At 47.6% G+C, this 25,534-nt stretch carries 28 protein-coding genes; 15 read left to right on the forward strand and 13 right to left on the reverse strand.

All coding sequences use genetic code 11. The annotated features are described in order from the left end of the window. Positions 1–3: 3 nt before the first annotated feature. From KNP87_RS09010 to KNP87_RS09030, 5 genes are all read right to left on the reverse strand, one after another. Entirely contained in the window at positions 4–1,431 is a 1,428-nt protein-coding gene (locus tag KNP87_RS09010; protein WP_026831735.1) for a dihydrolipoyl dehydrogenase family protein, read from the reverse strand. After that, a complete protein-coding gene (locus KNP87_RS09015) occupies positions 1,428–1,805 on the reverse strand; it encodes a DUF1499 domain-containing protein (protein WP_026831734.1) in 378 nt (125 codons plus the stop codon). Before KNP87_RS09015 ends, KNP87_RS09010 begins: the two co-directional genes overlap by 4 nt. A gap of 97 nt (positions 1,806–1,902) precedes the next feature. Further along, positions 1,903–3,288, reverse strand: a complete 1,386-nt coding sequence (locus KNP87_RS09020) for a sensor histidine kinase (protein ID WP_026831733.1) — start codon at positions 3,286–3,288, stop codon at positions 1,903–1,905. After that, the gene (locus KNP87_RS09025; RefSeq protein ID WP_026831732.1) at positions 3,285–3,977 is read right to left on the reverse strand and encodes a response regulator transcription factor; all 693 of its coding nucleotides are present in this window, start codon (positions 3,975–3,977) and stop codon (positions 3,285–3,287) included. Before KNP87_RS09025 ends, KNP87_RS09020 begins: the two co-directional genes overlap by 4 nt. A 23-nt stretch (positions 3,978–4,000) precedes the next feature. Beyond that, entirely contained in the window at positions 4,001–5,263 is a 1,263-nt protein-coding gene (locus KNP87_RS09030; protein WP_251135527.1) for a hypothetical protein, read from the reverse strand. A 124-nt stretch (positions 5,264–5,387) separates the two neighbouring features. On the opposite strand from KNP87_RS09030, the gene KNP87_RS09035 reads away from it, so the two are divergent. Continuing rightward, on the forward strand, positions 5,388–6,194 hold the full coding sequence (locus KNP87_RS09035; RefSeq protein ID WP_214721483.1) for a Cof-type HAD-IIB family hydrolase: 807 nt from the start codon (positions 5,388–5,390) through the stop codon (positions 6,192–6,194). Positions 6,195–6,254: 60 nt separating this feature from the next. Here KNP87_RS09035 and ung read toward each other — a convergent pair whose 3' ends face one another. Then, a complete protein-coding gene (ung, locus tag KNP87_RS09040; RefSeq protein ID WP_214721484.1) occupies positions 6,255–6,914 on the reverse strand; it encodes a uracil-DNA glycosylase in 660 nt (219 codons plus the stop codon). A gap of 80 nt (positions 6,915–6,994) precedes the next feature. Between ung and KNP87_RS09045 the strand changes: the two genes are divergently transcribed. Further along, complete coding sequence (locus KNP87_RS09045; protein WP_026831728.1) at positions 6,995–7,717, forward strand: WecB/TagA/CpsF family glycosyltransferase; 723 nt, start codon at positions 6,995–6,997, stop codon at positions 7,715–7,717. Positions 7,718–7,767: 50 nt separating this feature from the next. On the opposite strand, the gene KNP87_RS09050 is transcribed toward KNP87_RS09045, so the two are convergent. Next, complete coding sequence (locus tag KNP87_RS09050) at positions 7,768–8,400, reverse strand: NAD(P)H-dependent oxidoreductase (protein WP_026831727.1); 633 nt, start codon at positions 8,398–8,400, stop codon at positions 7,768–7,770. 116 nt (positions 8,401–8,516) lie between these two features. Continuing rightward, positions 8,517–8,975 carry a MarR family winged helix-turn-helix transcriptional regulator gene (locus KNP87_RS09055; RefSeq protein WP_026831726.1) on the reverse strand — a complete coding sequence of 153 codons (459 nt, stop codon included), beginning with the start codon at positions 8,973–8,975 and terminating at the stop codon, positions 8,517–8,519. A 172-nt stretch (positions 8,976–9,147) separates the two neighbouring features. On the opposite strand from KNP87_RS09055, the gene KNP87_RS09060 reads away from it, so the two are divergent. After that, positions 9,148–9,408, forward strand: a complete 261-nt coding sequence (locus KNP87_RS09060; protein ID WP_026831725.1) for a hypothetical protein — start codon at positions 9,148–9,150, stop codon at positions 9,406–9,408. A 12-nt stretch (positions 9,409–9,420) separates the two neighbouring features. Then, on the forward strand, positions 9,421–10,392 hold the full coding sequence (locus KNP87_RS09065) for a LacI family DNA-binding transcriptional regulator (RefSeq protein ID WP_214721485.1): 972 nt from the start codon (positions 9,421–9,423) through the stop codon (positions 10,390–10,392). Between the two features lie 73 nt (positions 10,393–10,465). Here KNP87_RS09065 and KNP87_RS09070 read toward each other — a convergent pair whose 3' ends face one another. The 4 genes from KNP87_RS09070 to cbpA form a co-directional block, all read right to left on the reverse strand. Then, on the reverse strand, positions 10,466–13,627 hold the full coding sequence (locus KNP87_RS09070; protein WP_214721486.1) for an efflux RND transporter permease subunit: 3,162 nt from the start codon (positions 13,625–13,627) through the stop codon (positions 10,466–10,468). Positions 13,628–13,660: 33 nt separating this feature from the next. Then, on the reverse strand, positions 13,661–14,227 hold the full coding sequence (locus KNP87_RS09075) for a TetR/AcrR family transcriptional regulator (protein ID WP_214721487.1): 567 nt from the start codon (positions 14,225–14,227) through the stop codon (positions 13,661–13,663). A 202-nt stretch (positions 14,228–14,429) separates the two neighbouring features. After that, the gene (locus KNP87_RS09080; protein WP_119923466.1) at positions 14,430–15,197 is read right to left on the reverse strand and encodes a pyrroline-5-carboxylate reductase family protein; all 768 of its coding nucleotides are present in this window, start codon (positions 15,195–15,197) and stop codon (positions 14,430–14,432) included. Positions 15,198–15,258: 61 nt separating this feature from the next. Continuing rightward, positions 15,259–15,897: a cyclic di-AMP binding protein CbpA gene (gene cbpA, locus KNP87_RS09085; protein ID WP_026831721.1), complete on the reverse strand. Its 639-nt coding sequence runs from the start codon at positions 15,895–15,897 to the stop codon at positions 15,259–15,261. A 336-nt stretch (positions 15,898–16,233) separates the two neighbouring features. On the opposite strand from cbpA, the gene KNP87_RS09090 reads away from it, so the two are divergent. From KNP87_RS09090 to queF, 9 genes are all read left to right on the forward strand, one after another. Further along, positions 16,234–16,851, forward strand: coding sequence for a DUF47 domain-containing protein (locus KNP87_RS09090; protein ID WP_026831720.1), 618 nt, complete (start codon positions 16,234–16,236; stop codon positions 16,849–16,851). Positions 16,852–16,867: 16 nt separating this feature from the next. Beyond that, on the forward strand, positions 16,868–17,872 hold the full coding sequence (locus KNP87_RS09095; RefSeq protein WP_026831719.1) for an inorganic phosphate transporter: 1,005 nt from the start codon (positions 16,868–16,870) through the stop codon (positions 17,870–17,872). Positions 17,873–18,006: 134 nt separating this feature from the next. Continuing rightward, positions 18,007–18,822, forward strand: a complete 816-nt coding sequence (locus KNP87_RS09100; RefSeq protein WP_026831718.1) for a bifunctional hydroxymethylpyrimidine kinase/phosphomethylpyrimidine kinase — start codon at positions 18,007–18,009, stop codon at positions 18,820–18,822. A gap of 60 nt (positions 18,823–18,882) precedes the next feature. Next, positions 18,883–19,248 (forward strand): YojF family protein, encoded by a 366-nt coding sequence (locus KNP87_RS09105; RefSeq protein ID WP_026831717.1) that lies wholly within the window; start codon positions 18,883–18,885, stop codon positions 19,246–19,248. Then, entirely contained in the window at positions 19,248–19,904 is a 657-nt protein-coding gene (bshB2, locus tag KNP87_RS09110) for a bacillithiol biosynthesis deacetylase BshB2 (RefSeq protein ID WP_251135528.1), read from the forward strand. The genes KNP87_RS09105 and bshB2 overlap by 1 nt, the downstream gene beginning before the upstream one ends. 167 nt (positions 19,905–20,071) lie before the next feature. After that, on the forward strand, positions 20,072–20,728 hold the full coding sequence (queC, locus tag KNP87_RS09115; protein WP_026831715.1) for a 7-cyano-7-deazaguanine synthase QueC: 657 nt from the start codon (positions 20,072–20,074) through the stop codon (positions 20,726–20,728). Further along, positions 20,725–21,180 carry a 6-carboxytetrahydropterin synthase QueD gene (gene queD, locus KNP87_RS09120; protein ID WP_012371768.1) on the forward strand — a complete coding sequence of 152 codons (456 nt, stop codon included), beginning with the start codon at positions 20,725–20,727 and terminating at the stop codon, positions 21,178–21,180. Before queC ends, queD begins: the two co-directional genes overlap by 4 nt. Beyond that, a complete protein-coding gene (queE, locus tag KNP87_RS09125; RefSeq protein WP_035387553.1) occupies positions 21,177–21,893 on the forward strand; it encodes a 7-carboxy-7-deazaguanine synthase QueE in 717 nt (238 codons plus the stop codon). The genes queD and queE overlap by 4 nt, the downstream gene beginning before the upstream one ends. 11 nt (positions 21,894–21,904) lie before the next feature. Continuing rightward, positions 21,905–22,393: a preQ(1) synthase gene (gene queF, locus KNP87_RS09130; RefSeq protein ID WP_012371770.1), complete on the forward strand. Its 489-nt coding sequence runs from the start codon at positions 21,905–21,907 to the stop codon at positions 22,391–22,393. Positions 22,394–22,445: 52 nt separating this feature from the next. Here the strand turns inward: queF and KNP87_RS09135 are convergent, their stop codons facing one another. After that, positions 22,446–22,730: a helix-turn-helix domain-containing protein gene (locus KNP87_RS09135; RefSeq protein ID WP_026831712.1), complete on the reverse strand. Its 285-nt coding sequence runs from the start codon at positions 22,728–22,730 to the stop codon at positions 22,446–22,448. A gap of 251 nt (positions 22,731–22,981) precedes the next feature. Here KNP87_RS09135 and KNP87_RS09140 point away from each other — a divergent pair, with 251 nt between their 5' ends. Continuing rightward, complete coding sequence (locus KNP87_RS09140) at positions 22,982–24,637, forward strand: PTS transporter subunit IIBC (protein ID WP_214721489.1); 1,656 nt, start codon at positions 22,982–22,984, stop codon at positions 24,635–24,637. Positions 24,638–24,721: 84 nt separating this feature from the next. Beyond that, positions 24,722–25,525 carry an endonuclease/exonuclease/phosphatase family protein gene (locus KNP87_RS09145; RefSeq protein WP_026831710.1) on the forward strand — a complete coding sequence of 268 codons (804 nt, stop codon included), beginning with the start codon at positions 24,722–24,724 and terminating at the stop codon, positions 25,523–25,525. Positions 25,526–25,534 lie beyond the last annotated feature (9 nt).

The raw sequence follows: 25,534 nt of genomic DNA on the forward strand, positions 1-25,534 counted from the left end.
GAATTATTCTCCTTGTTTCCAATCAAAGTATCGTTTTAACCATTTTGGTAATGGACCATCAAACAACCGTTCACGCCAGTACAGATCGGCTGCACGCTGGACGGCTGCTCCTCGGATTGGATACGGATGGACGACACGCGACAGTTGACCAACCTTATCTTTACGGGCCATCGCATAGACGACTTCCTGCATCCATTCGCCCGCCTGTTCGCCAATCGCGTGGGCACCAATCAATTTCCCCCGCTTATCCGCAATCAGTTTGACACGCCCTTCCGTCCGACCGTTAATGACAAAACGATCGACTTCATCGAGTCCTGTTTCGTAGACTTTGATGTCGTCATACTTTTGACGCGCCTCTGCTTCCGTCAATCCGAGATGGAAGAGCTCGGGCGTCGTGAATGTCACCCATGGCACCGCACGGTAATCCGGTTTTGTCCGTAAACCGAACAAGGCATTCGTGACGACCGTTTTTCCTTCAAGACCCGCAACGTGCGTGAACGGTAACGATTGAATCGTGTCACCGACGGCAAAGATGTGACGTTGGTTCGTCCGAAGCGACGCATCAACTTGAACATATCCTTTTTCGACTTGAACACCGGCCCGGTCAAGACGCAATGCTTCGATCCGTGGTTTCCGTCCAACTGCGACGAGTACCGCATCCGTCTCGATGACACGTGATTCGTCTCCCGTTTTGACCGTCACTTCAATCCCGTTCGCCGCTTTCCGGACACTCGTGACCGTCGTGGCGAGATGCAGCGTCAACTCTTGTTCGATTTGGCGTTGCAACACGGTGACCATGCTTCTGTCTTCCTTCGGCATCAAGGAATCTGCGCCTTCGATGACCGTCACCTCGGTTCCGAGATGCGCATAAGCTTGTGAAAGTTCGAGTCCGATTGCTCCGCCGCCAATGACGAGTAATCGTTCAGGACGTTCGGTCTGTTCAAAAATCGTCTCATTGGTTAAATAAGAAATCGTATCCAGTCCGTCGATTGGTGGGACGATCGGCTGTGACCCGGTCGAAATGACGAATTTTTCACCAACAACCAGTTGTCCCGCCACTTCAACTTCATTGGCACTTAAGAAACTCGCTTCCCCGATATAAACATCTACACCCAGATCTTCAAAACGTTTTGTCCCGTCATGCGATTGGATGATGTTACGTGCCCGATCGACACTTGCTTTCGTCTTCGCATAAACGGCGTCCCCGTTCAGTGTGATGTTATATTTAGCTGCCGTCTGCTTCATGACATGGACATCATGGGCGGCTTCGATCAACGCTTTCGAAGGTACACATCCGTAATGCAGGCAGTCTCCCCCTAAATGCGTATGCCGTTCAATCAATGCAACGTGGGCACCGAGACTTGCTGCACCCGCAGCAATCGTCATTCCGGCTGCGCCCCCGCCGATTACGACCAACTGATAACTTTTCATCGGGAAACCTCCTTATATCGTGTTGCAATCTCTTCCATCCGTTTCCGGTTGACACCCCAGTCCGAATATCCGACGCGTGAAGCCGAGCGGAAATGGACGAGCTGAGCCGATGGATCAAAATAAAATTCGACATCATCTTTGAAACGTAGAAGTTTGCTTGAGAACACCGCATGAATGTACTGGGCATCTTCTTTCACGACGTCCACCCGGTCCAAACTTTGGAGAATCCGCATGATTTGAAACTTTGATTCTGTCAGATTGCCTTTAAACGGTAAAGGTGCCATTTTCAACGCTTCTTTGTCCGTTTGTGTCGATACCGCATTCGGTTTCCCGGTCAGCGGACTTAATGTTCCGTTCGATACGCCAAGTGCCATGACTGATTCCTCCATTCGTTTCGTCTTACAGTAAATCTCTATTCCCATTTTACTTTACCAGTTCGGTTTCGAAAGCGCTTCTCATTTGACTTTTTCGTTATGCTTTTGTGACCGGCAGGAGAATCGTCGCGATGGCGCCCCCTTCCGGCTGGTTATCGATGAACAGTTTTCCTTCATGCGCTTCGACGAGTTCGCGGCAGATGGCCAGTCCGAGCCCCGTTCCACCTTTCCCTTTCTGGACCTGATAAAACTTCTCCGTTACGTGACGGAGGTGATTTTTCGGAATCCCGGGTCCTTCATCGCTGAAGGACAGGAACAAGACCCGTTCCGAACGGACCAGACGGATCGTGATTTCGCCGCCTGTCGGTGAAAATCGAATCGCATTATCGAGCAGGTTCAGGAAAACTTGTTTCAATCGATTCTCGTCGTATAGACCAATCACCTGTGCCGGCAGTTTCCGGACGATCCGGATGTCTTTCTCCTCCAGTTTTTGACGCAGCTGTGCCGTCACCGCCTCAATGATTTCCGTGAGGTTGACTTCTTGACGGTATAAAACGAGGCGGCTCGTTTCAAGCTTGGAAAAGTCCAGCAGTTGTTCGACCAGTGAAATCAACCGTTCCGTTTCCGAATGGATGATTCCCATGCCAAGCGAGGCTTCTTCCGGCAAGCGTTCCGGTTCTGCCAGTAAGGTTTCGCTCCAGCCTTTGATTGAGGTCAGCGGCGTTCGCAGTTCATGCGAGATCCCCGAGATGAACTCGTCTTTCAGTGTTTCCTGTTGTTTGATCTGTTGTCCCATATAGTTGATCGTCCGGGCCAACTCGCCTAATTCAAATGTATATTCCTCATTCACTTTGACATCATAATGTTGTTTCGCAATCTGATCGGACGCACCGATGACTTCCTGGATCGGACGGACGATGGATGAGACGAGGCGTGACGAATAAATGTAAGCCAGTCCCCAAATCATGATCCCTAAGACAAGAATCGCCAAACAGATCTCGACAACCCGCTGATCAATTTTGGCGAGTGAGGTCGTATACCGAAGAGCTCCTGTCGTTTGACCAAACGATACGACCGGTTCCGTCACTTCCAACAAATGTTCGTCCGTACTCGGGTCGTCATACCGTTTCGTAATGGTGTCGCCTGCCAACAGACGGGTTGCTTCCTCTTTTGTCAGGTTCCGCTTGGATACGAAGCCGGTCGACGAGTAACGGGGGACTCCCTTGACGTCCAACACTTCGATTTCAGCGTCCGTATACGCATACGAATCGAGGACTTCATGAATCGTCGCCTCAGAATCCTGAAAATCATACGCCAGTCCGCTGTTGGCGAATAAAACGGCGCTGGCATTGGCGTGCCGTTTCAGGACATCCGTTGCCGTCACATAATAATAGTTGTACGTCACGAACGATAAGATGCCGATGACAAGTAACACCGTCACGGTAATGATCGTCATGAAACGCATCAGAATCTGTCGTTTCATTTTTCGTTACGCCATTTGTATCCATGACCCCATAACGTTTCAATGAACTCGGGTTCGGCTGGATTTTCTTCAATCTTTTGACGCAGGCGACGGATGTTGACATCGACCGTCTTGCGATCGCCAAAGTAATTTTCGCCCCAGACGGCATCCAACAGTTCATCACGCGACATGACTTGATCTTCGTTTTTGATGAAGTGACACAATAAATCGTATTCGGTCGGTGTCACTTCCACATCCACACCTGCTTTTTGGACACGTTTCGCCCCAAGATCGATTCGAAACGGTCCGGACAGCAATTCACGCGGTTGTTTACGGCGACGTAACGTCTCGACGCGACGAAGTAACGATTGAATCCGTGCGAGCAGCTCCGCGGGGCTGAACGGCTTCGCGATGTAATCATCGGCTCCGACACTTAAGCCCATGACTTTATCTTCTTCACGCGTCCGTGCCGTCAACATGATGATGCCGACGACTTCATCTTTAGAGCGGGCTTGTTCGCAAACGGCAAATCCATCGACTTCCGGCATCATGATATCGAGCAACAAAATATCAAACGTCTGCTGCTCAAACTGGTCCAATGCCTCCCGTCCGTTTTCTGCTTCAATTACTTCATATCCCGCTCGCTTTAAATTAATGACGATGAAACTGCGAATCGCATGTTCATCCTCAGCCACTAATATTTTCGTCATCTTGATTTCCTCCTGCTTTCGCTTTATTCCACAAGGGCTACGTTTGCTGCATATTCGTCATACGATTGATTGGCATCGATGACGTAGACATAATCAATGCCTTCTTTGATTTTTTTCTTTTGTTGGCTGGCGATATACTGATTTTTCGGAATGATTTCGAGTTCAAAATCAATCATGCCGGTTTCCCGATTGATGAAACGGACCCGGTTATCTTTTTTCTCGATTGTTTCGCGTGTGGCCCAGTTCGCCGGGAAACGCATGACGAAGTTATACTCAAGATCGATGTATTGTTCTTCCCGCAATTCAAATCCGCTTTCGAGAAACGGTTGCACATTGGCGCCGTTCCAGGCATAGTACGCCGTGATACGCGGTTTGTCTTCCGCAGTGCGTCCGACACTTCCTTCCGGTGTGTACTGATGGGCGAATTCAACGACTCCATCTTGATCCACATCTTTCGGGAAGGTGTACATCGGCTCAATGATTTCTGTGATTTGATCAAAATTCACTTGATTGAGCTTGGCTTGATCAAGCTGAACGAGCATTAAATGCATCGCCGCTTCACGCGTAAAGGACACGAGCAGTCCTTTTTCCTTTGCTGCATTGATGATGTCGACCTCAAATAAATCATGATCGGCAAACAGATCACCTTCCCGCATCGGCAGGGATATGGCTTGACGGACGGAAGGAGTCAACGCTTCCTCGTAATAAACCAGCTCTGTCGGTTGACCGGTTTTCAGCAACAGCATGTCTTGGCGTTTGTCTTGATTCAAGTCGGCGATCGTCAATCGATCGTATGTATCGACTTCCGTGACACGCATCGAAGACTTCAGCAGATCCTGCAAGACATAGACGGTATTTTTCTCAAGACTCGTGATGCCGATGACCAACTGATTCAGGGTTTTTGATGGATTGGCAAGGACGTGGAGTTGATCAATCGAACGACCTGCCGCAATCGGCTGACTGACACGCAACACCCACTTCTTTTTCATCCGCTCGTGGACCAACAGGTGGATTTGGAACGTTCCGTCCTGATTGATCCGGTAAAACGTAACCGCTTCTTCCTGACCGTCCCGATCCAAATCAATCAGTTCATACAGTTTGGAAAATGATTGATTGCGGGGCGCCACGATTTCGGCCTGTGCCGGTAAATCGGCATCAATTCTTGTTTTTAACGACTTTTCCCATTCCGGTAAAGCCGGATGTTCCAATAACGAGGCAGGGTGCGGGAATGTGAGACCACATCCTGCTAAATATAGGGTCGATAAGAAAATAACAAAATATTTCATCAGACGAATATCCTTTCCGTACATACTCTCTTCAAACTTTATCACACTCTTTCGAGAGAGAGTAATTGTGGAAGAGGAGTCAACTTGTTAAGATGTAACAGATATTCGAAAGGAGTTTACACTTATGGCTTATGAAATGATCGTACTTGATCTGGATGATACATTATTGACGAGTGATCACACGATTTCTCCAAAAACGAAACAAGCATTACTCGATGCACAGCGTCGTGGAAAAAAGGTTGTCTTGGCAAGCGGACGTCCGACTTACGCCATGATCGATCTTGCGAAAGAACTCGAACTCGCCCGCTACGGCAGTTACATCTTAAGTTTTAACGGAGCTTCCATCATCGACTGCAAGACCGATGAAGCACTCTTCTCCAGTACCCTTCTTCCGGAGACTGTCCATCGTCTCTATGATTTAAGTCAACGGGAAAACATTGACATCCATACGTACGTCGGACACGAAATCTATACCCAACACCCTAATCCATACACGACGACCGAAGGGGAATTGACAGGAATGGACGTCGTCACTGTACCCGATTTTAAAGCAGCCATCACAGCACCTGTCGTGAAATGTTTGATGCTCGCAGAAGAAAACCGGTTGGCGGAAGTCGAACAAAAACTGCAACTCGAATTGGCCGGTGAACTCGCCGTCGCCCGTTCCAAACCATTTTTCTTGGAATTCACAGAGGCCGGTGTCACAAAAGGAACCAGTCTCGAATGGCTTGCCAACCGCCTCGGCATTAAGCGCGCCGACGTCATCGCGTGTGGCGACGGCAACAACGATTTATCGATGATCGAATGGGCCGGACTCGGTGTCGCCATGGCGAATGCCGCCGATACCGTTAAAGAAAAAGCCCAGTACATGACCGCCTCGAATGACGAAGACGGCATTGCCCTCGTCGTTGAAAAATTCATGATGGACTAACAATTTCGACAAAAAAGCATTCGATTCCGGTGTCCTCGGAGTCGAATGCTTTTTGTTGTGTTAAGACATACACCAGTCAATCGTCGGGCGACCTTGTTGATTCAACCACTCATTGGCTTGCGAGTACGGACGGCTGCCAAAAAAGCCGCGACTGGCCGAAAGCGGACTGGGATGAACCGATTCCAAGACCAGATGACGCGTCGTATCAATCAAACTTTTTTTACTTTTCGCATGGTTCCCCCACAGAATGAAGACAATCGGTTGCTCCTGTTGTCCCAATACTTCAATCACACGATCCGTAAACGATTCCCAGCCTTTTTTCGCATGCGAGCCGGCTTTTCCGGCTTCGACCGTCAAAGACGTGTTCAGCAAAAAGACCCCTTGCTTGGACCATGCCTCGAGATTGCCCGTCGTCGGCGTCGGACAATCGAGATCGGTGACGAGTTCCTTGTACATATTCCGCAAAGAAGGCGGAATCGCGACACCGTCATTGACAGAAAAACTTAATCCGTTGGCTTGATTCGGTCCGTGATACGGATCCTGACCTAAAATGACACACCGGACATCAGCTGGTGCCACAGCATCAAAGGCATGAAAGATTTGATCTTTTGGCGGATACACGGTTGTTTCCCGGTAAGCCGTTTTAACGAAATCCCATAAACAGATAAAATATTCTTTTTCTTTCTCTTCTTTTAAGATTTCCTGCCAGGCTGAATGCATACGGCTCGCTCCTTTTTCAGTCTCAAGCCCCTGTTCGTTCGGCTTGATTCTGCTATGATGAGTAATGAGGTGGAATAAACATGATTCAAACAACACAGTTATTTGGTTTGCCTTTTGTCAACGCAACACCATCGACATGGTATACCCATATTAAAACGATTTTACACAATAACGAAAAAGCCTTTCTCGTCACGGCTAATCCCGAACTGGTCCTCCGTTCGTTGCGCGATCCCGCTTACAATCATATCTTACAACAAGCGACATACATTACACCCGACGGAATCGGCGTGACGGCCGCCAGTAAACGGATGGGCGAACCCTTAACGGCGACCTTGCCCGGCATCGAGACGGCACGTGAACTTCTTCGGACGGCAGATGCCTTGAAAAAACGTGTTTTTTTACTCGGTGGTCGACCGGAGGTCATGAAAGCTTTACTTAAACAGCTGTCCATCCGTTTTCCCGATATCCAGTTCGTCGGTACGTTTCATGGATTTGGGAAAGAAGAGGAAGCCGCCGCCGCCATCCGCTCGGCTGATGCCGACTTGATCCTCGTCGCGCTGGGGGCACCCAAACAGGAGCAGTGGATTGCTTCCGTCTATGATCAACTGGATCACGGCATCTTCATCGGTGTCGGCGGTGCTTTTGATGTCTGGTCCGGTCACAGCAAACGGGCACCCAAACTGTTTCGTAAACTCAAGCTCGAGTGGCTGTACCGGATTTCCAGCCATCCGCGTGGATTCGAGAAATTAAAGGATCTGTTGCTGTTCGTGTTACTCGTCTTACGTAAAAAATCACGTCTGTAAACACAAAATACCCGCTGTCCGTTTGAAGGGACAGCGGGTATTTTTGTTTCTTATGCGTTGACTGTTGAGAATGAACGACCGAGTTCTGTTGCTTTAACGATCGCTTCTTCTTTGATTTCTTCTGCTTTTTCAGGGTTCATTGCCATACCTTCGATGAACAATGCGTTGTAGTCTGTTACACCTGTGAAAGCAAGTGCTTGACGGAGGTAGTCATCTCCGAAGTTGAGTCCTGAACCAGTGTAGACACCGCCTGTTGCTTGGATGTGGAGTGCTTTTTTGCCTTCCATCAATCCTTTAGGACCTTCTGCAGTGTAAGCAAACGTTTTACCTGCAAGAAGAACGCTGTCGATGTACATTTTGAGACGTGCTGGGAATGAGAAGTTCCACATTGGCGTCACGAATACATATTCGTCCGCTTCCATGAACTGCTCAAGGTGCTTCGTCATCGTACCGACTTTTGCGATTTCAACTTCTGTGAGCGCTTCGCCTGTTGCGAATTTTCCCCATGCGCTTAATACGTCTGTATCGATTTCTTGAACATCTTCGTTGTATAGGTCAAGAACTTCCACTTCAGCGTTCGGGTTAGCTGCTTTGTAGCTTTCGAGGAAAGCTGCACCAGCTTGAAGGCTGAATGAGTGTTCCGTTGATTTCGGGTTTACAGTTACATAAAGTAATTTAGTCATTTTTATTTCTCCCTTTTATCTAAAGTAATTTCTGTAAGTAAATATACCAACACCGTTTTCTTTTGTCAATTAGTTTGATTTCGAAGAATTCAGCAAAAAAAGCTTAATCATGACGATTAAGCTTTTTTTGAATGCGTATAATGATCTGCTTTATGACCAATCCGTTTCAATTGGTCAATCAACTGTTCTTTTTCTTCAATTGAAAGATCGCTGAATAAGTCCGTTAAAAATGCTTCGTGTTTCGGGAAAGTTTCTTCCATCAACGTCCGACCGGCTTCGGTTAATGTCCCGAATGTCACACGGCGATCTGTCGGGCACGATCGTCGGGCAAGAAGTCCACGGTTTTCCAATTTATCGACGACATACGTCACACTGCCGCTTGTCAGTAAAATCTTATCACCGATTTGTTGAAGCGGTGTGTCTCCTTTGTGGTACAACAACTCAAGTACACCAAATTCCGATAAATTCAATTGATGTGTCTTGATGTCCACCTTTACTTGTTCCGTTACCGCATGCATTGTACGAGATAGAACAACGAGCATTTTTAATGCCAGCTTCGAGTCTGTCGATTCCATTTTACGTTCGCCCCTCTTTATCTTCATTCGAAACAATCATAGACCTCTTTTTTCCATTGGTCAATTCCAGCTCGGATTTCTACCCTTTCGACAGACGCCCCACATTTCCCTTGCCGTGAAACGCGTTCCACAGATTATGGTCTTGATATACACTACAAGGGAGGCTTTCATCATGTCATTGCAAACAATCTTACAACGGCTTTTCCAAAAAAATGTGGCATTTGAATTAGCGATTGAACAACTGTATACACCAACCGGCTACTACCTGTGTAAACATACGCTGGTCGCCCAGTACAAAGAGTTGACGCCGGCTCATCAGGTCGAACTGTTGCAAAAAATTTCCGAACAGATTGAGCGCTCGACCTGGATCGAAGGATCGATTACGAAACAAGACTGGATCCATCTCCACCAGCAACTATCCAACAACCGATAGGAGGAACCTTTGATGACCAACATTCGTGACTTGGCACGTGAAGCAGATGTTTCAGTGACGACGGTCTCGCGTGTCCTTAACCATCATCCGTATGTGGCGGACGATAAACGAAAAGCCGTCCAAGATGCCATCCGCAAACTGGGTTACATCCGGAACCAGACAGCCGTCCAGTTATCCACCGGACAGACCAAGACGATTGGTGTCATGCTCCCTTATGTCGACCATCCGTATCACGCCGCCATCCTCCAAGGAATCGCCCGATGTGCTTTCGAAGAGGACTACCGGTTTTTGACCTGGCAGACGAACTATGTCAAGTCACACGAACAAACCGTTCTGCAAGCGCTCGCCCAACGTGAAGTCGATGGACTGATCATCGTCTCCCACAGTCTTGCCGTCGAGGACATTCTAAACTATGAACAATACGGACCGATTGTTTTTTGTGAACACCATCCAGATGTCTCTGCTGTCTATATCGATCACTATACAGCGTTCCAAAAAGGGTTGGCTGCCTTCCAGTCCCTCGGACATACCGAAATCGGCATTTGTCTCGGCCGACCGGACAGCACCAATAGTCTTGCCCGAAAACGAGCCTATCAGGATACGGTGGCATGTACGCCGTCAGAATGGATTTACGAACATTCGCTGACAATCGAGGATGGTGCAAGTATCGCACGCCACTGGTTAAGTCAGCCCCGACGTCCGACCGCTCTTTTGACGGCAAGCGACCACGTTGCGGCCGGTATCATCCTGGAACTGCGGAAACGGGGCTACCGCGTTCCGGAGGATTTAGCCGTGATCGGTTTTGACGGCAGTGATTTGGCCGTCGTCTTGAACTTGACGACCGTTGCTGTCCCTTATGAGACAATCGGGCGGGAAGCTTTCTCCATCGCGATCAGTGATACGTGGCGCGATCATCCGCAAATCGAAATTCCGACCACGCTCTTGAGTGGAATAACCGCGAATCTCGCTGTGAATGCACGTTAAAAAAGGTCATCAAACGGCTCGTTTCTGCCGTTTGATGACCTTTATTTTATAGTTGTGACCGTTTCAGATCATGTTACTGTGTTGATTTCTTTTTCCGAAAACGGGCAAAGAATTCATAAACGATCGGTACGATCAACAGTGTCAACAAAGTCGAACTCGTTAATCCACCGATGACCGTTACACCAAGTCCTTTCGAAATCAGTGCGCCGCCCTCAAGACCTAACGCGAGTGGTGATAACGCACCGATTGTTGCGAGAGCTGTCATCAAAATCGGACGTAGTCGCGTTCCGGCTGCATCAAGTAATGCCTCCCGCGTATCCAGCCCTTCATTTTCCTTATGAATGACACGGTCAATCAGAACGATCGCATTTGTGACGACGATTCCAATCAACATCAGGGCACCAATCAACGAGGAGACAGAAATCGTTTCACCTGTAATCAACAGGGCAAGTAAACCACCGATGATCGCAAATGGAAGCGAGAACAAGATGACGAGTGGCGTCAATGCTCCACCAAACGTGACGACAAGGACAAGATAGACGATCGCAACTGCTGCCGCCATCGCAAGTCCAAGTTGCGTGAACGATTCTTGAATCTGCTCCGTCACTCCGCCTGCGTCATAGGATACACCTGTCGGAAGGTCAATTTTCTTGACGGTTTTGTCAATCGCCTGGGAGGCTTCCGTTGCTTTATCTGTTTTCAGTTCTGCCGTGACGGTCGCGACGAGTTTTCCATCACGTTCACTGAGTGAATCCGGTGTCGTTCCTTTTTTGACCGACACGAACTCTGATAATTTCCGTACGCCGAGCGGCGTCGTGACATCCGTTTCTTCCAAGTCATTAATCGAATCATACGTCGTCTGTTCGTTTGGTACGATGACGTCCAATTCTTTTCCGTCTACTTTTATAGTAGAAAGTGGTTTTTCTTCCCCTTGGACATTTGCGATGCCTTGGGCCAGTTGTGCAGTCGACACACCAAATTCCGCTGCTTTTTGTTGATCGACTTCAAACGTGTATTGTGTGTACGACTCTTTTAAGTCTGTCGTCACTTTTCGAACGTATTTCGATTCACCCTCGATGGCTTCAACGAACTTAGGTGTCATAGTTTGTAAATCTTCGATCGAGTTGGCATAGATTGAATACGAGACACCCGAAGAGGCCGCTCCGCCGCTGAAGTCTTGTTCTTTCCATTCTCCAGTCGGGATATCTTGATTCAACTGTTTAATTGCTTGTTGTTTAATGTCTGCAAAATCTTCTGTGTCCGGATCATACTGGGCAATGAAGACGGCTTGTTTCGTGTTTCCCGGGTTCAGTGGATTCTCTCCGCCGACCGTAAACTGTAAGTTGTCGACACTGCTTTGTTTGTCAAAATAAGCTTCTGCCTGGTCAGCCGCCTTCAATGAATCTTCCAGTGTTTGACCTGGTTTTGGATTGTAGGTGACATAAAACGTTTTTTCACTCTCTTGATTCAAGAAGTTGACGCCGATTGCCGGGACGAGTGCAAAGCTGCCGATCAGCATCAGAACAGCCAGACCAAAGACCACAAGTTTATGGTTCAAGGACCAGTTGAGTACACCACGGTACCAGTTCGCGAGTTTACCGCCATCTTCTTTTTCCGGTTTTGGTGCCTTCCCGCGTTTGAATAATGAATCGGCAAACATCGGTACAACCGTGACCGCAACGATCAACGAAGCAAACAGGGCAAAGACGACCGTCAAAGCGAATGGCAGGAACAACTCGCCGACGAATCCAGTGACGAATCCAAGCGGCAAGAAGACCGCAATCGTGACGATGGTTGACGAAGCAACCGGAATGAACACTTCACGTGTTGCATCGATGATCAGGGCTTTTCCTTTTAACGGTTCAGTCGGATCCGTCAATCGCCGGTAGATGTTCTCAATGACGACGATGGAATCATCGACGACCCGACCAATCGCAACGGTCATCGCACCAAGCGTCATGATATTGAGTGAGATATCCAGCTGTTTCAAGACGAGAATCGCCATCAACAGAGAGAGTGGAATCGAAATGACGGCAATGATCGTTGATTTTATGTTACGCAGGAACAAGAGAATGATGATGACCGCGAACAAGGCACCAATCAAGGCCTTGCTGACCATCGTCGAGACCGACTCTTCGATCGGTTTCCCTTGATCCAGGGTGACGGATGTTTTTACGGTGCTGTTATCTTTCTCAAAGGCTTGAATCGTCTCTTTGACGGCATTCACGACTTCGACGGTATTCGCATCCTGTGATTTCGTCACTTGAACACCAATCGATCGTTCTCCGTTCGACCGGGAAATCGATTCTTCGATCCCTTTATCCTCGATTGTCGCCAGTTGCGACAATTTGACGGTCGGTACTTGGGTCGGAGCAGCCGTTGCGGGTGCCGCTGGGTTTGAAGCGGGTGCCTCCGTTGCTTGTGTTGGCGCTCCAGTTGGTGCTTGTGCTCCTGCTCCAGATGAAGCCTGGCCTGTTTCCGCTGACGGCTGTGGCGTGTACGGTAAACGCAGATTTTTCAATTCATTGACGGTTGTCGCTTTTCCATCCAATACAACCGCCTGCTCTTGATCTCCCAACTCATACAAGCCGAGCGCCAAGCGGGAATCATTTGCTTGAATCAGTTGTTTGACGTTCTCTTCCGTCAATCCATACTGTTGTAATTTCTTTTCATCAAACTGAATCTCGATCCGGCGAATTTCTTGACCCGCAATTTGTACTGTCTGCGCCCCTTCAATTCCTTCGAGTTTCGGTTGGAGTTCACTTTCAACCAGTTTGGTTAAATCGGACAACGAACGTTTTTCGTCTGATACGGCAAATCCGATGACAGGGAAGGCATCAAAGGAAATACGGGAAACTTGAGGTTCCTGTGCCCCTTCCGGCAACTCGACGTTCGCTAACGCCTCTTTCACTTTCTGCTCCGCTTCGTCCATATCGGTACTGAAGCTGTAGTCGATTTGCAGATTCGATGCATTTTGGAAAGACGAAGAACGGACCGTTTCGACGCCGCCTAAGTTCTCTACTTTACTTTCAAGTTCACGACTCACTTCGTCCAACACTTGTTCCGGGGTCGCACCTGGATAAATCGTCGTTACCGAGACCGTTGGTGTCGTGATGTCTGGTAACGTTTCGAGTTTCATCGTCGTTCCGGCATAAATTCCGGCAACCGTGATGATGATCGTCAGTAGCCAAAGAGCAAACTTGTTATTGACTGAAAATTGAATGATACGCTTCATGGTAAGGATTCGCCTTCTCTCTTCTTTTTCAATTTATTTCTCATGTCCGGATGCTTGATCCATTGCACGTGCTTGTGTAAGTAAGCGGTTAATCAAGGACTGGCGAAGCTCGGGTGTAGGCTGGCCAAATTGAAAATGTTCCGACATCTTTAAGCCGTCTAACGTAAAACGAATCATCATCGCATCAACAGGATCCGTCTGTTCCATCAACCGGTCAAAAAATTGATGGACCTGTTTCTTTCGTTCTTCAACGAAATCAGCATTTTCCTTCAAAAATGACAATAAAAACACGACCGTATCGATATCCAGACAAATCTCTTCGTCGCGCTGGGCTTGGAGCATGACGAATGCTTCCATTTGACCAAGCCCTTCTTCACGATAGGTTTGATATTGCTGAAACTGACGGGCTTCTTGTTCTTCGATGACCCCCATCAGCAATTCTTCTTTTGAAGCAAAATGATACAACAGCCCCCCCTTTGACACGTTGGCCTGTTTCGCCACTTCTTCAAGCGTCAATTGCGGAAAACCCCGAGTCAGCATGATTTGAACCGTCGCATCCGTAATCCGACGTCTTGTTTCTAATGCTTTTGCACTGACCATGGTCTCTCTCCTTTCTTTTTACTGTACCGTCCGGACGGTTTCTTTTATAAATATACGAATTTCTTTTCGACTTTGCAAGATTAAATCGATGTTTCACGTGAAACGCTTTCTGGTTAGACAATCTACATCCGAAACAACAAAAAAATCCACACGATTCCCGCTCTTTTCAGATCGGGAACATGCGGACTTTTTCAGATGATGGTTAAACGTCTTCGCGGGCACTTTCCATTAAGGCTGCATGCATCGCTTCTGCTAACTGATGTTCACGCAAGACATGCACCCCGCGATCCGTCGGTCCTCCGGGAGCTGCCACATCTTGAATCAGTTCTGCCGTCGGCCGTTCTTCATGCAACAGTAGTTCCGCCGAACCCTTCATCGCTTGTGCGATGATTCGCCGTGCAGCGGATTCATTAAAACCAGCTTTCGTTAACACCGGTGTCATGGCGCCGACGATTTCATAGAAGAAAGCGGGACTGCATCCTGCTGCTGCCATCAAATACGGCATGGTCGAAGCATCCGTTTCAACCGTTTCACCGACTCGTTCAAACAACGTCGTTGCTTGCCGTTTCTTGATGTCAGAAACATGATCACCGAACCAAAGACCGGTCATGCCTGTTCGAAAGGCGACAGGCGTATTCGGCATCGCACAAACCGCTCCACACGTCACATGCGCTTCGATCTCGGCGGGTGTGATGTGGGCTGCGACGGAAATCAGAAGTTGATCCGTCCAACGGTGTTGTTTGATGTATTCCAGGACACCGTCCGGTTGCATCGCTAAGACGATGACATCAAACCGATCGATTTGTTCGTCCGTCGTCGTCCGCACCCCATACTGCTCTGCCAAGGCAAAAAGTCGGGCACGATCCGCTCGGTTCGTCATCGTAATCGTCTGCGGTGAGATTCCGGAATCAATCCATCCCTTGACGAGTGCTTCACTCATCGAACCTGCACCTACCATTAAAATGTTCATGTTCATTCCTCCCAACAAAAAAAGGACCAGTCGCTGCTGGCCCTTTTGGATTTCCTAGTCATTATACACGAACGGCTAAATCTTCGACAGCAACGACACGCAACCCTTTTTCATTCAACTTCTTGACGATTTTCTTTTTCGTCTTGTCATCACAATCTGTTGGTAACGTGATCAAGACACGACGCATGACACTACTTTTCGCATCAAGTGTCATGAGACTTGCGACCGTCGAATATTTATTGACGATTTTGGCGATTTTTTCAAGCGCACCTTTTTGTTCACTGAGTGCCACTGTTAAGACATAACTTCCCGAATCACGGTTCCATGCTTCTTCCAGCATACCGAGCATCTTTCCGTGTGGTAAGATACCGAAAAATTGTCCGTCATCGTTCAGTACCGCGATATACGGAAGTTCTTTAATGGAAAAGAAGACTTCAAAGAAGTTGCTTCCCGTATAGATGAACTTCGTCGTATTCTTAATCAATGTCATGACATTGTCGTCTAAACTGCCGCCATTCATGCCATGGCGATAGATGTGCATTTTATAGATGTTCCCTTTGAACTGTTGACCGGATTGATCCAGAACGGGTACACAACGATATCCCGTTTCTTCCAACGTCTGTAACGCTTCACGGAGCGTGGCTGTTTCTGATACTTTGACACACTGGTGTTTCGGGATGCATAAACTTTGAACGAGCATACAAAACGTCCTCCTCTTTCCTCTTCATGGTTCTGGCTGAACTGCCGATCGATCCTACCTAGCTTATCATTCGCTTTTGGTTCTCGTTTTCCTGCTTTCCTTCTATTCCCTTCTCAACACCAACCGAAAACACAACTTTCCTTTAGAATCAGGAGGAAAAACCTACGATTCAGTAGGTTTTTAAATCATTATTAAATCGGCAATCTGCTTTACATTAAGATTTATTAAGATTTCGTAAAGAAGAGCCATAGTTGTATTCTTTTACAATAGCGTCTGATACAATCGAACTCGTGAAGTTACTTCACTATTCTTGTTCTTAATATGGAGGCAGAAAGAATGTTTAGTAAAAAACAAGATCCATTCGCAGTGAAATTATCTGAGATTGCAGGACACCTGAAACAAACGTCACAATTTTTCGTCGATTTTAAAATTAATGGTATTGCCGATGTTAAAGAATTCGCCCATAAAGTAAAAGATTTTGAAACAGCTGGTGATGATCTGATGCACCAACTCATCATTGATTTAAACAATGCTTTCATTACACCGATCGACCGTGAAGATTTATTGGCACTCGCTAATTCGCTTGACGATGTTCTCGACGGTTTTGAAGAATGTTCAGCTATTTTTGAAATTTATAATATCGTACAAGCAGACGAGCACATGATCCGCTTCGTCGATGAGATCCACATTGCTGTCAACGAACTCGCTTTGGCGATGGACCTGTTGGTTGCCCGTAAACTTCAACCGATGCGTGAACACGTCATTAAAGTAAAAGAACAAGAAACGATTTGTGATAACTTACGTCGTAAGTCAATCAAAGCCTTGTTCGCTACAGAAACCGATCCAATTAAAATCATCCAATACAAAGAAATTTATGAATCGCTCGAATCAATCGCCGATTACTGCCAAGATGCAGCAAACGTCATTGAAACGATCATCATGAAAAACGCATAAGTGAGGAGCGAACGAGATGGATAGTCTTTTTATCATCACCGCCATAATCGTCATTCTCGCACTTAGCTTTGATTTCATTAATGGTTTCCACGATACAGCGAACTCGATTGCGACTTCGGTGTCGACTCGTGCTTTGAAACCACGTCACGCAATCATTCTTGCGGCGACGATGAACTTTTTAGGTGCCATTACGTTTACTGGTGTAGCTAAAACAATTTCCGGCGATATCGTCGATCCTTCGACACTTGAACACGGAAGTTATGTCGTCATTGCCGCTTTACTTTCTGCCATCGCCTGGAACCTTTTGACGTGGTACTTCGGTATTCCGTCCAGTTCTTCGCACACGCTGATCGGTTCAATCGCCGGTGCTGCGATCGCCTCAGTCGGATTTGGCGGAATCGAAGCAAAAGGACTTTTGAAAATCGTCCAAGCCTTATTGATTTCACCAATTCTTGCGTTTACACTCGGTTTCATTGTCTATGCCATCTTTAAAGTAGTCTTCAAGAAGGGTAATCTGGCGAAGACGAATCGTCGTTTCCGTCATATGCAGATTGCGACAGCTGCCCTTCAATCGTATACGCACGGAACGAATGATGCCCAAAAAGCAATGGGGATCATCACGCTTGCTCTGATTTCTTCCGGTTACCAAACGGATCACGAAGTCGCGACATGGGTTAAGTTATCATGTGCGATCGCGATGGGTCTCGGTACATCGGTCGGTGGATGGCGGATCATTAAGACTGTCGGTGGACAGATCATGAAAATCCGTCCCGTCAACGGAGTTGCGGCTGACTTAACGTCTGCTGCCATCATCTTTGGTGCAACCGCGATTCACTTGCCGGTCTCGACGACACATGTCATTTCTTCTGCGATTCTTGGTGTCGGTACATCACACCGGAAAAAAGGAGTCAAATGGGGTACGGCACAACGGATGTTGATTACATGGGTCATCACACTCCCGATTTCAATGGCAGTGGCTGCTCTCATTTACTACATTCTTGATTTCCTTTTCATCCGATAATCCCGATTCCCCGTCTAGTTTGAATAGATGGGGAATTTTTGTCCCCGTTAAGCTCAGGGAGTTGTCGCTTCGCCTATAATTCGCTATGATTGATGGCAAGAAGAATCGCTTATTTTATTTAGGAGGAATTCCAAATGACAAAACGTAAAGCCTTAACAATCGCTGGTTCTGATACAAGTGGTGGTGCCGGTATTCAAGCTGACTTGAAGACGTTCCAGGAGCTTGAAGTCTACGGGATGAACGCGTTGACGGTCATCGTCGCACAAGACCCCGATCAATCTTGGCACCATGCGGTTTATCCAATCGATGCCGAACTCGTCCGGACACAAATCCACACGGTCCTTGGAGGAATTGGCGTTGACGCGATGAAGACGGGTATGCTCCCGACTGTCGAAATCATTGAAGTCGTTGCTGAAAAAATCAAGTCATCCGGCGTCAAAAACGTCGTCATCGATCCGGTCATGGTGTGTAAGGGTGAAGACGAAGTCCTCAATCCAGATACAGCTAACGCTTTACGTGATGTCCTGACACCGCTCGCTACGGTCGTGACACCAAACGTCTTTGAAGCGGGTCAATTGTCCGGTCTCGGAAAAACACCTTCGACAATCGATGAAATGAAACTGGCTGCTGCCCGGATTCATGAAAAAGGCGCACAATACGTACTCGTCAAGGGCGGCAGCAAGATTGACCACCCACGAGCAGTTGACGTGCTTTATGACGGAAAAGAGTTTATCCTAATTGAGGACGAGCGTATTGAGACACCGTACACGCATGGAGCAGGATGCACCTACTCCGCCGCCATCACGGCTGAACTCGCAAAAGGAGCTTCCGTGGAACAAGCGGTCCGGACTGCGAAATCGTTTATCACCTCTGCGATTCGTAATTCATTCCGTTTGAATGAATATGTCGGTCCGACTGACCACGCTGCTCACCGAACAGTAACGTCTTAATCGCTCAAGAAGTCCGCGCAACGATCGCGGACTTCTTTCTGTATAGGAAGGGGATACACCATGCAAGCACTTGATTTAACCGCTGTACAAGACTATATCGACAAGCATGCCAATACACCACTGTACGTTCACGTCGAGACGACGAACGGTGCGTATGCGACCCACCAGGATCCGACGTTCCACAGTGCCGGCATGTTTTTCCGCAACGCCGAGATTACGTATGAACGTGGACTGATTACAGGAAACGGTCCCTACCGGATCGGCTTGAAACTGGCACACGGCTGGTTGTACGGAGAAGGATTAACGGATTACGAGTTTGCCGGAGATCAGCTTTTGATTGCCGGTCATGACATCGAAGGGCGTCTTGCGATTGCCTTCGAACTCAGTCCGACCCCATTCGCGCAGGGCGCAGAGGAGGTAGAATGATGGCTTACAACGAACAAGATCATCTACTCGTCATCTTCCCTCACCCGGATGATGAAGCGTTCAGCTCAGCCGGAACGATCATTGAGCATGCTGAAAATCGGGGACCTGTTACGTATGCCTGTTTAACACTCGGAGAAATGGGACGCAACATGGGACGTCCTGTCTTTACGAACCGTGAACAGCTCGCGACGATCCGAAAACGCGAACTGATTGCGGCATCGGAAAAAATGAAGATTTCTGATTTACAAATGTGGGGACTCCGCGACAAGACGGTCGAATTTGAAGATGAAGCAATGCTTGCGGAACGGATTGGCAAATTGATTGAAGAGACTCGACCAACACGCGTGATTTCGTTTTATCCGGGTTACGCCGTCCATCCGGATCACGAAGCAACGGCACGTGCCGTCGTCCGGGCTCTTCGCGCAATCGAAGAAACCGAGCGTCCTGAATTTTTAGCAGTCGCCTTCGCCAACAATACGCGCGATGAACTCGGTGAAGGAACGTTTATCCATGACGTCAGTGCCTATACCGAGCAAAAGATCGAAGCCCTGCAGGCACATGCCTCACAAACCGGCGGATTGATGAAAGTCATCTCAGAAGACTCGAACATCCGCGACCTGCTGGTAACAGAACGGTATTACCATTATCCGCTTTAATTCTTCCACCCTCGAACGCTTTTAGTTCGAGGGTGTTTTTTGTCTGACAAAATCTTGGATTAGCAGTCGACTTTTGGAACACCTTCTGCTAGTGTCAATAGTTGAGACTGTGTCTCCGGAGTTCGTAACCTCCTCCGTCACAAAAACTAGGAATGGAAGTGTACATTATGAAAAATGAACGTGCTCTTGTCGTCTTCAGTGGCGGTCAAGATTCGACGACCTGCCTGTTTCAGGCACTCGCCGATTATTCGCAGGTTGAAGTCGTTACCTTCAACTATGGACAGCGTCATGCCGCAGAACTTGACGTTGCCCGCACGATTGCATCCGAACTCGGTGTGAAACACCATGAGCTCGACCTCTCGCTCCTCAGTCAATTAACAAGTAATTCGTTGACTGACCACTCACAATCGATCACGACGAATGAAGACGGATTGCCCTCTACATTTGTAGACGGTCGGAATCATTTGTTCCTGTCTTTCGCAGCTGTCCTCGCAAAAGGACGTGGGATTCGCCATATCATCACCGGTGTTTGCGAAACGGACTTTTCCGGTTATCCCGACTGTCGTGATTCCTTCATCAAGTCACTGAACGTGACCCTTAACCTCGCGATGGATTATCCATTCGTGATTCATACTCCGCTCATGTGGCTCGACAAAAAAGAGACATGGGCATTAGCTGATTCACTTGGCGCATTTGATTTTGTCCGCGAGCGGACATTGACGTGTTACAACGGAATCATCGGAGACGGCTGTGGCGATTGCCCGGCATGTGAATTACGGAAAAAAGGCTTAGATGCCTACATCGAGGAGGTCCAACATACATGAAATTCAATTATGAAGCACCCGAAACAGTCGAGCGTCCGACGGGCGACTCGCTTATTTATACAAAATCACGTGTCATGATCGTCAAAAAATTGACGTTTGATGCGGCGCACCATCTGTATGACTACGACGGCAAATGCCGGGCTTTACACGGTCATACGTACCATGTCGATCTTGGAATCAGCGGATTTCTCGATCATCGCGGGATGACACTCGACTTTGGTGATTTGAAAAAGATTTTTAAAGAACACCTTGAACCGTTGCTCGATCACCGTTATTTGAACGAATCGCTTCCTTACATGAACACAACGGCTGAAAATATGTCGGCCTGGATTTTTGAGACGCTCGGAAAACATTTGCCGGACGAACGTGGTTTGCGTGTCGAGTTCGTCAAACTGTACGAAACACCAACTGCTTTTGCGGAAGTCCGTCGGGAATGGATGCTTGAGTCATGAGTCAACTGAAAAAAACACCAAAGATTCCTGTACTCGAAATCTTTGGTCCAACCTTCCAGGGAGAAGGACGATCAATCGGTCAAAAAACGATGTTCGTCCGGACCGGCGGGTGTGATTACTCTTGTGCCTGGTGCGACTCAGCCTTTACATGGGACGGATCAGAGAAACCGGATTTGATGACAGCAGAAGACATCCTCACGCAACTGGATGCTCTCGGCTCCTACGGTCACGTCACGATTTCCGGTGGTAATCCGTTACTGCACGCGTCCATCGGGACACTTGTTGATGCCTTGAAGAGCCGCGGCATTACGATGTCGGTCGAAACACAAGGTTCCTACTGGCAAAACTGGATCCTCGATATTGAAGACGTCACGATCAGCCCCAAACCACCGTCGAGCGGTATGACCGTTGATTATGACCGTCTCGATGTATTTTTCAAACGGTTACCCGAGCAGCAACGGGCCGTCAAAATCGTTATTTTTGATGAGGCAGACCTTGATTTTGCCGCTGCCGTCTCCGAGCGCTATGCCTTGAAGACCCTTTATTTATCGCTCGGTAATCCCGATCCCGCGGAAGAAGGTACGATTGCCCCGCGGATGTTGTCCGATTTAAAAACTTTATGGGAACGCGTTGCAGGTGATGCACGATTTAATCATGCACGGGTTCTCCCACAACTACATGCCCTCGTTTTTGCGAACGATCGCGGCGTCTAAGGAGATTAATTATGCGTCCAGAAGATTTAAACGACTTGTCTTTACTTGGTCAAAAGTCCGTCCCTTACATTTTTGAATACCAACCGGAAGTGCTTGAAGCTTTCCCGAACCGTCATCCGGAAAACGATTACTTTGTTAAATTCAACGCACCCGAATTCACAAGCCTTTGCCCGATTACGAATCAGCCGGATTTCGCAACGATCTACATCTCGTATATTCCGGACGAGAAATTGGTGGAGTCGAAATCATTAAAACTCTACTTGTTCAGCTTCCGTAACCACGGTGATTTCCATGAAAACTGCATCAACGTCATCGGGAAAGATCTCGTCAAATTGATGGAACCCCGTTACCTCGAAGTCTGGGGCAAGTTCACGCCACGCGGCGGGATTTCGATCGACCCGTACTACAACTACGGTAAACCGGGAACGAAATATGAACAGATGGCCGAACACCGTCTCTTCAATCACGATCTCTACCCTGAAACGATCGACAATCGTTAAGACTCGAAAAAGCCTCCAATTGCCTTAGGCAGTGGAGGCTTTTTTAAACCGGTCAACTGGACGGTAAATCAATGATTTTTGCCCCTTGTTCGTGTAGACGAATCATTTGGGCCGGCCAGATATGCCGCAATAAATGGTCATACGGGACGTTAAGTGTTTTTGCCAAACGTTCAATCATCGAAAATGACGGGTGTGCGATACTCTGCTCAATCCGTTCCATCATTTCCGGTGTCGTTTCTGTCAGCTCAGCCAATTGCTCCAAGTTAATCTCTTGCCGCTCACGTAATGTACGAATCCGCTCCCCGTAATTTTCGAGAGGACTTATCGTTTCGCTCATAATGTAATCTCCTTTTCTAAGCAAACCACACTCCGCTTTTGTTCCTGTTAACTTATTCCCGAATTTTCTTTTTCAACACCCCTTCCCTTCATGATATTCAGGATATGAAATATAATTTTAAAAAAATCATAAAAAAAGACTAGCTTTTTAAAAAGTTATCGCTTACAATTTTAAATGCAAACGGTTGCATTAATCGCTTACATTATTGCACTAAACAGACAGATAAAAGAGACATAGAGGAGTGAGACCACATGAAAAACAAGATTTCATTTGATTTCTGGCAAAAGCTAGGGAAAGCGTTAATGGTAGTCATCGCAGTCATGCCAGCAGCCGGAATCATGATCTCGATCGGCAAGCTGATCGGAATGTACGGCGGCGATCTCGCCCTAATGCAAACGATTGCAAGAATCGTTGAAGATTTAGGGTGGGCCATCATTACTAACCTGCACGTCTTATTCGCGGTCGCGATCGGTGGATCGTGGGCGAAAGAACGGGCCGGTGGAGCATTCGCTGCCTTGCTTGCCTTTATTTTAGTCAACCGTGTCACAGGCGCTATCTTCGGTGTTAACTCAACTATGCTCGCGGATCCAAAAGCAACCGTCACTTCGTTGTTAGGTTCGGACTTAGTCGTGAAAGATTATTTCACTTCCGTTCTCGGTGCTCCTGCCCTGAACATGGGTGTTTTCGTTGGTATCATTTCCGGTTTCCTTGGAGCCGTACTGTTTAATAAATTTTATAACTTCAGCAAATTACCAGATGCATTAGCTTTCTTTAACGGAAAACGGTTTGTCCCATTCGTCGTCATCGGTGGATCAGTTGTCGCCGCATTCGTCCTGTCACTCGTTTGGCCGTTCGTTCAAGGATTATTGAATGACTTCGGACGCTGGATTGCAACATCACGTGATACAGCACCGATTCTTGCACCATTCGTCTACGGAACACTTGAGCGTCTTCTTCTGCCGTTTGGTCTTCACCATATGTTGACAGTTCCAATGAACTATACGGAACTTGGCGGAACGTACAAAATCCTTACCGGTGCAGCACAAGGTTCAGTCGTTGCCGGTCAAGATCCACTCTGGTTGGCTTGGATCACCGATCTCGTCAACTTAAAACAAGCCGGCAATACACAAGGCTACAATGATTTGATCAACAGCGTCGTTCCAGCACGTTTCAAAGAAGGACAAGTTGTCACATCACTTGCTTCTTTAATCGGTGTCGCTGTTGCGATGTATATGTCGGTTGACGCAGACAAAAAGAAAGCTTACAAACCTGTTTTCTTATCTGCTGGTCTTGCAGTCTTCTTGACAGGTGTTACAGAGCCGATCGAGTTCATGTTCATGTTCATCGCACCTGTTCTTTACGTCGTTTATGCCGTCTTGACCGGTGTCGCGTTTGCGCTTGCAGACGTGATGGATTTACGGATTCATGCCTTCGGGGCCATCGAGTTGCTGACACGTATTCCACTGATCGCCAAAGCAGGACTTCTCGGTGACTTGATTCGTTTCATCGGCGTCTGTATTTTCTTCTTCTTCTTGAACTTCTTTACGTTCCGTTTCGTTATTAAAAAGTTCAACTATGCTACACCAGGCCGGAACGGAAACTACCTTGATGACGTAGTGGTAGCTGACGGTGCCGCAGCGACTTCAGAAGCAGCTGCGACTTCCGATCAGTCACAAGCTTCGCAAATCATCGGTTTACTTGGTGGTCCGGCGAACATTGAGGAAGTCGATGCCTGCATGACACGTTTACGCGTCACGGTCAAAGATCCAAACCTGGTCGCGCCTGAGTCCGATTGGAAGTCAAACGGTGCACTTGGTCTTATCCTAAAAAATAATGGCGTGCAAGCCATTTACGGTCCAAAAGCGGATGTCCTGAAATCGGATATCCAGGATCGAATCGGCGCATAAACCAAATGGATTAGGGTAAATAAGAAAAGGTGAAGCTCATCATGAGTTTCACCTTTCTTTATTGAAAATCAGGAGGAACAGCAGATGCGACTACTTACGTTAAATTGCCACTCATGGCAGGAAGAACAACAACTTGAGAAATTAAATCAAATCGTCACGCACATCATCCAGCAGGATTATGATGTGATCGCTTTACAGGAAGTGAGTCAGCTGATGGATACACCAATCCTCTATGACAATATCCGTGAAGATAATTTTGTCTACTTGATTCAACAGGCATTGCGTAAACAAGGTCTCGACTATTCGTTCGTCTGGGATTTTTCGCATATCGGATATGATGCCTACGAAGAAGGTCTTGCCCTCTTGACCAAACACCCGATCATCAAATCTGATTCCTATTACATCAGCCGGAGTCAGGATACGATGGACTGGAAATCCCGGAAAATCGTCCGGGCGACGATTGATGTCAATGGAACACACATCACGTTCAACTCCTGTCATCTCGGATGGTGGGAAGATGCGGAGGAACCGTTCAGTGAACAGTTTAATCACTTGATTGCACGGATGGACCCCCTCGAATGGACACTGTTCCTCGGCGACTTCAACAATGATGCCTTAGAACGCGGGACGGGTTATGACTACATGGTGCAACGCGGACTGCACGATGTCTTTTTGTTGGCACAGGAAACCGTTGGTGTCGAGACGGTTGAAGGAAAAATTGACGGTTGGGAAGAAAATCAACACGGCTTGCGGCTCGACCTTGTCTTATCGAACCGAAAAATTGATGTCGATCGTGTTGGTGTCGTGTTTGACGGTGTCCTGGCACCGGTCGTCTCCGATCACTTTGGCGTCGAGGTGGATATTTCCATTCAAAAAGAACCGATTTAACTGTTGACA

The organism is Exiguobacterium sp. s192 (assembly GCF_018618795.1).
GTDB lineage: Bacteria > Bacillota > Bacilli > Exiguobacteriales > Exiguobacteriaceae > Exiguobacterium_A > Exiguobacterium_A undae.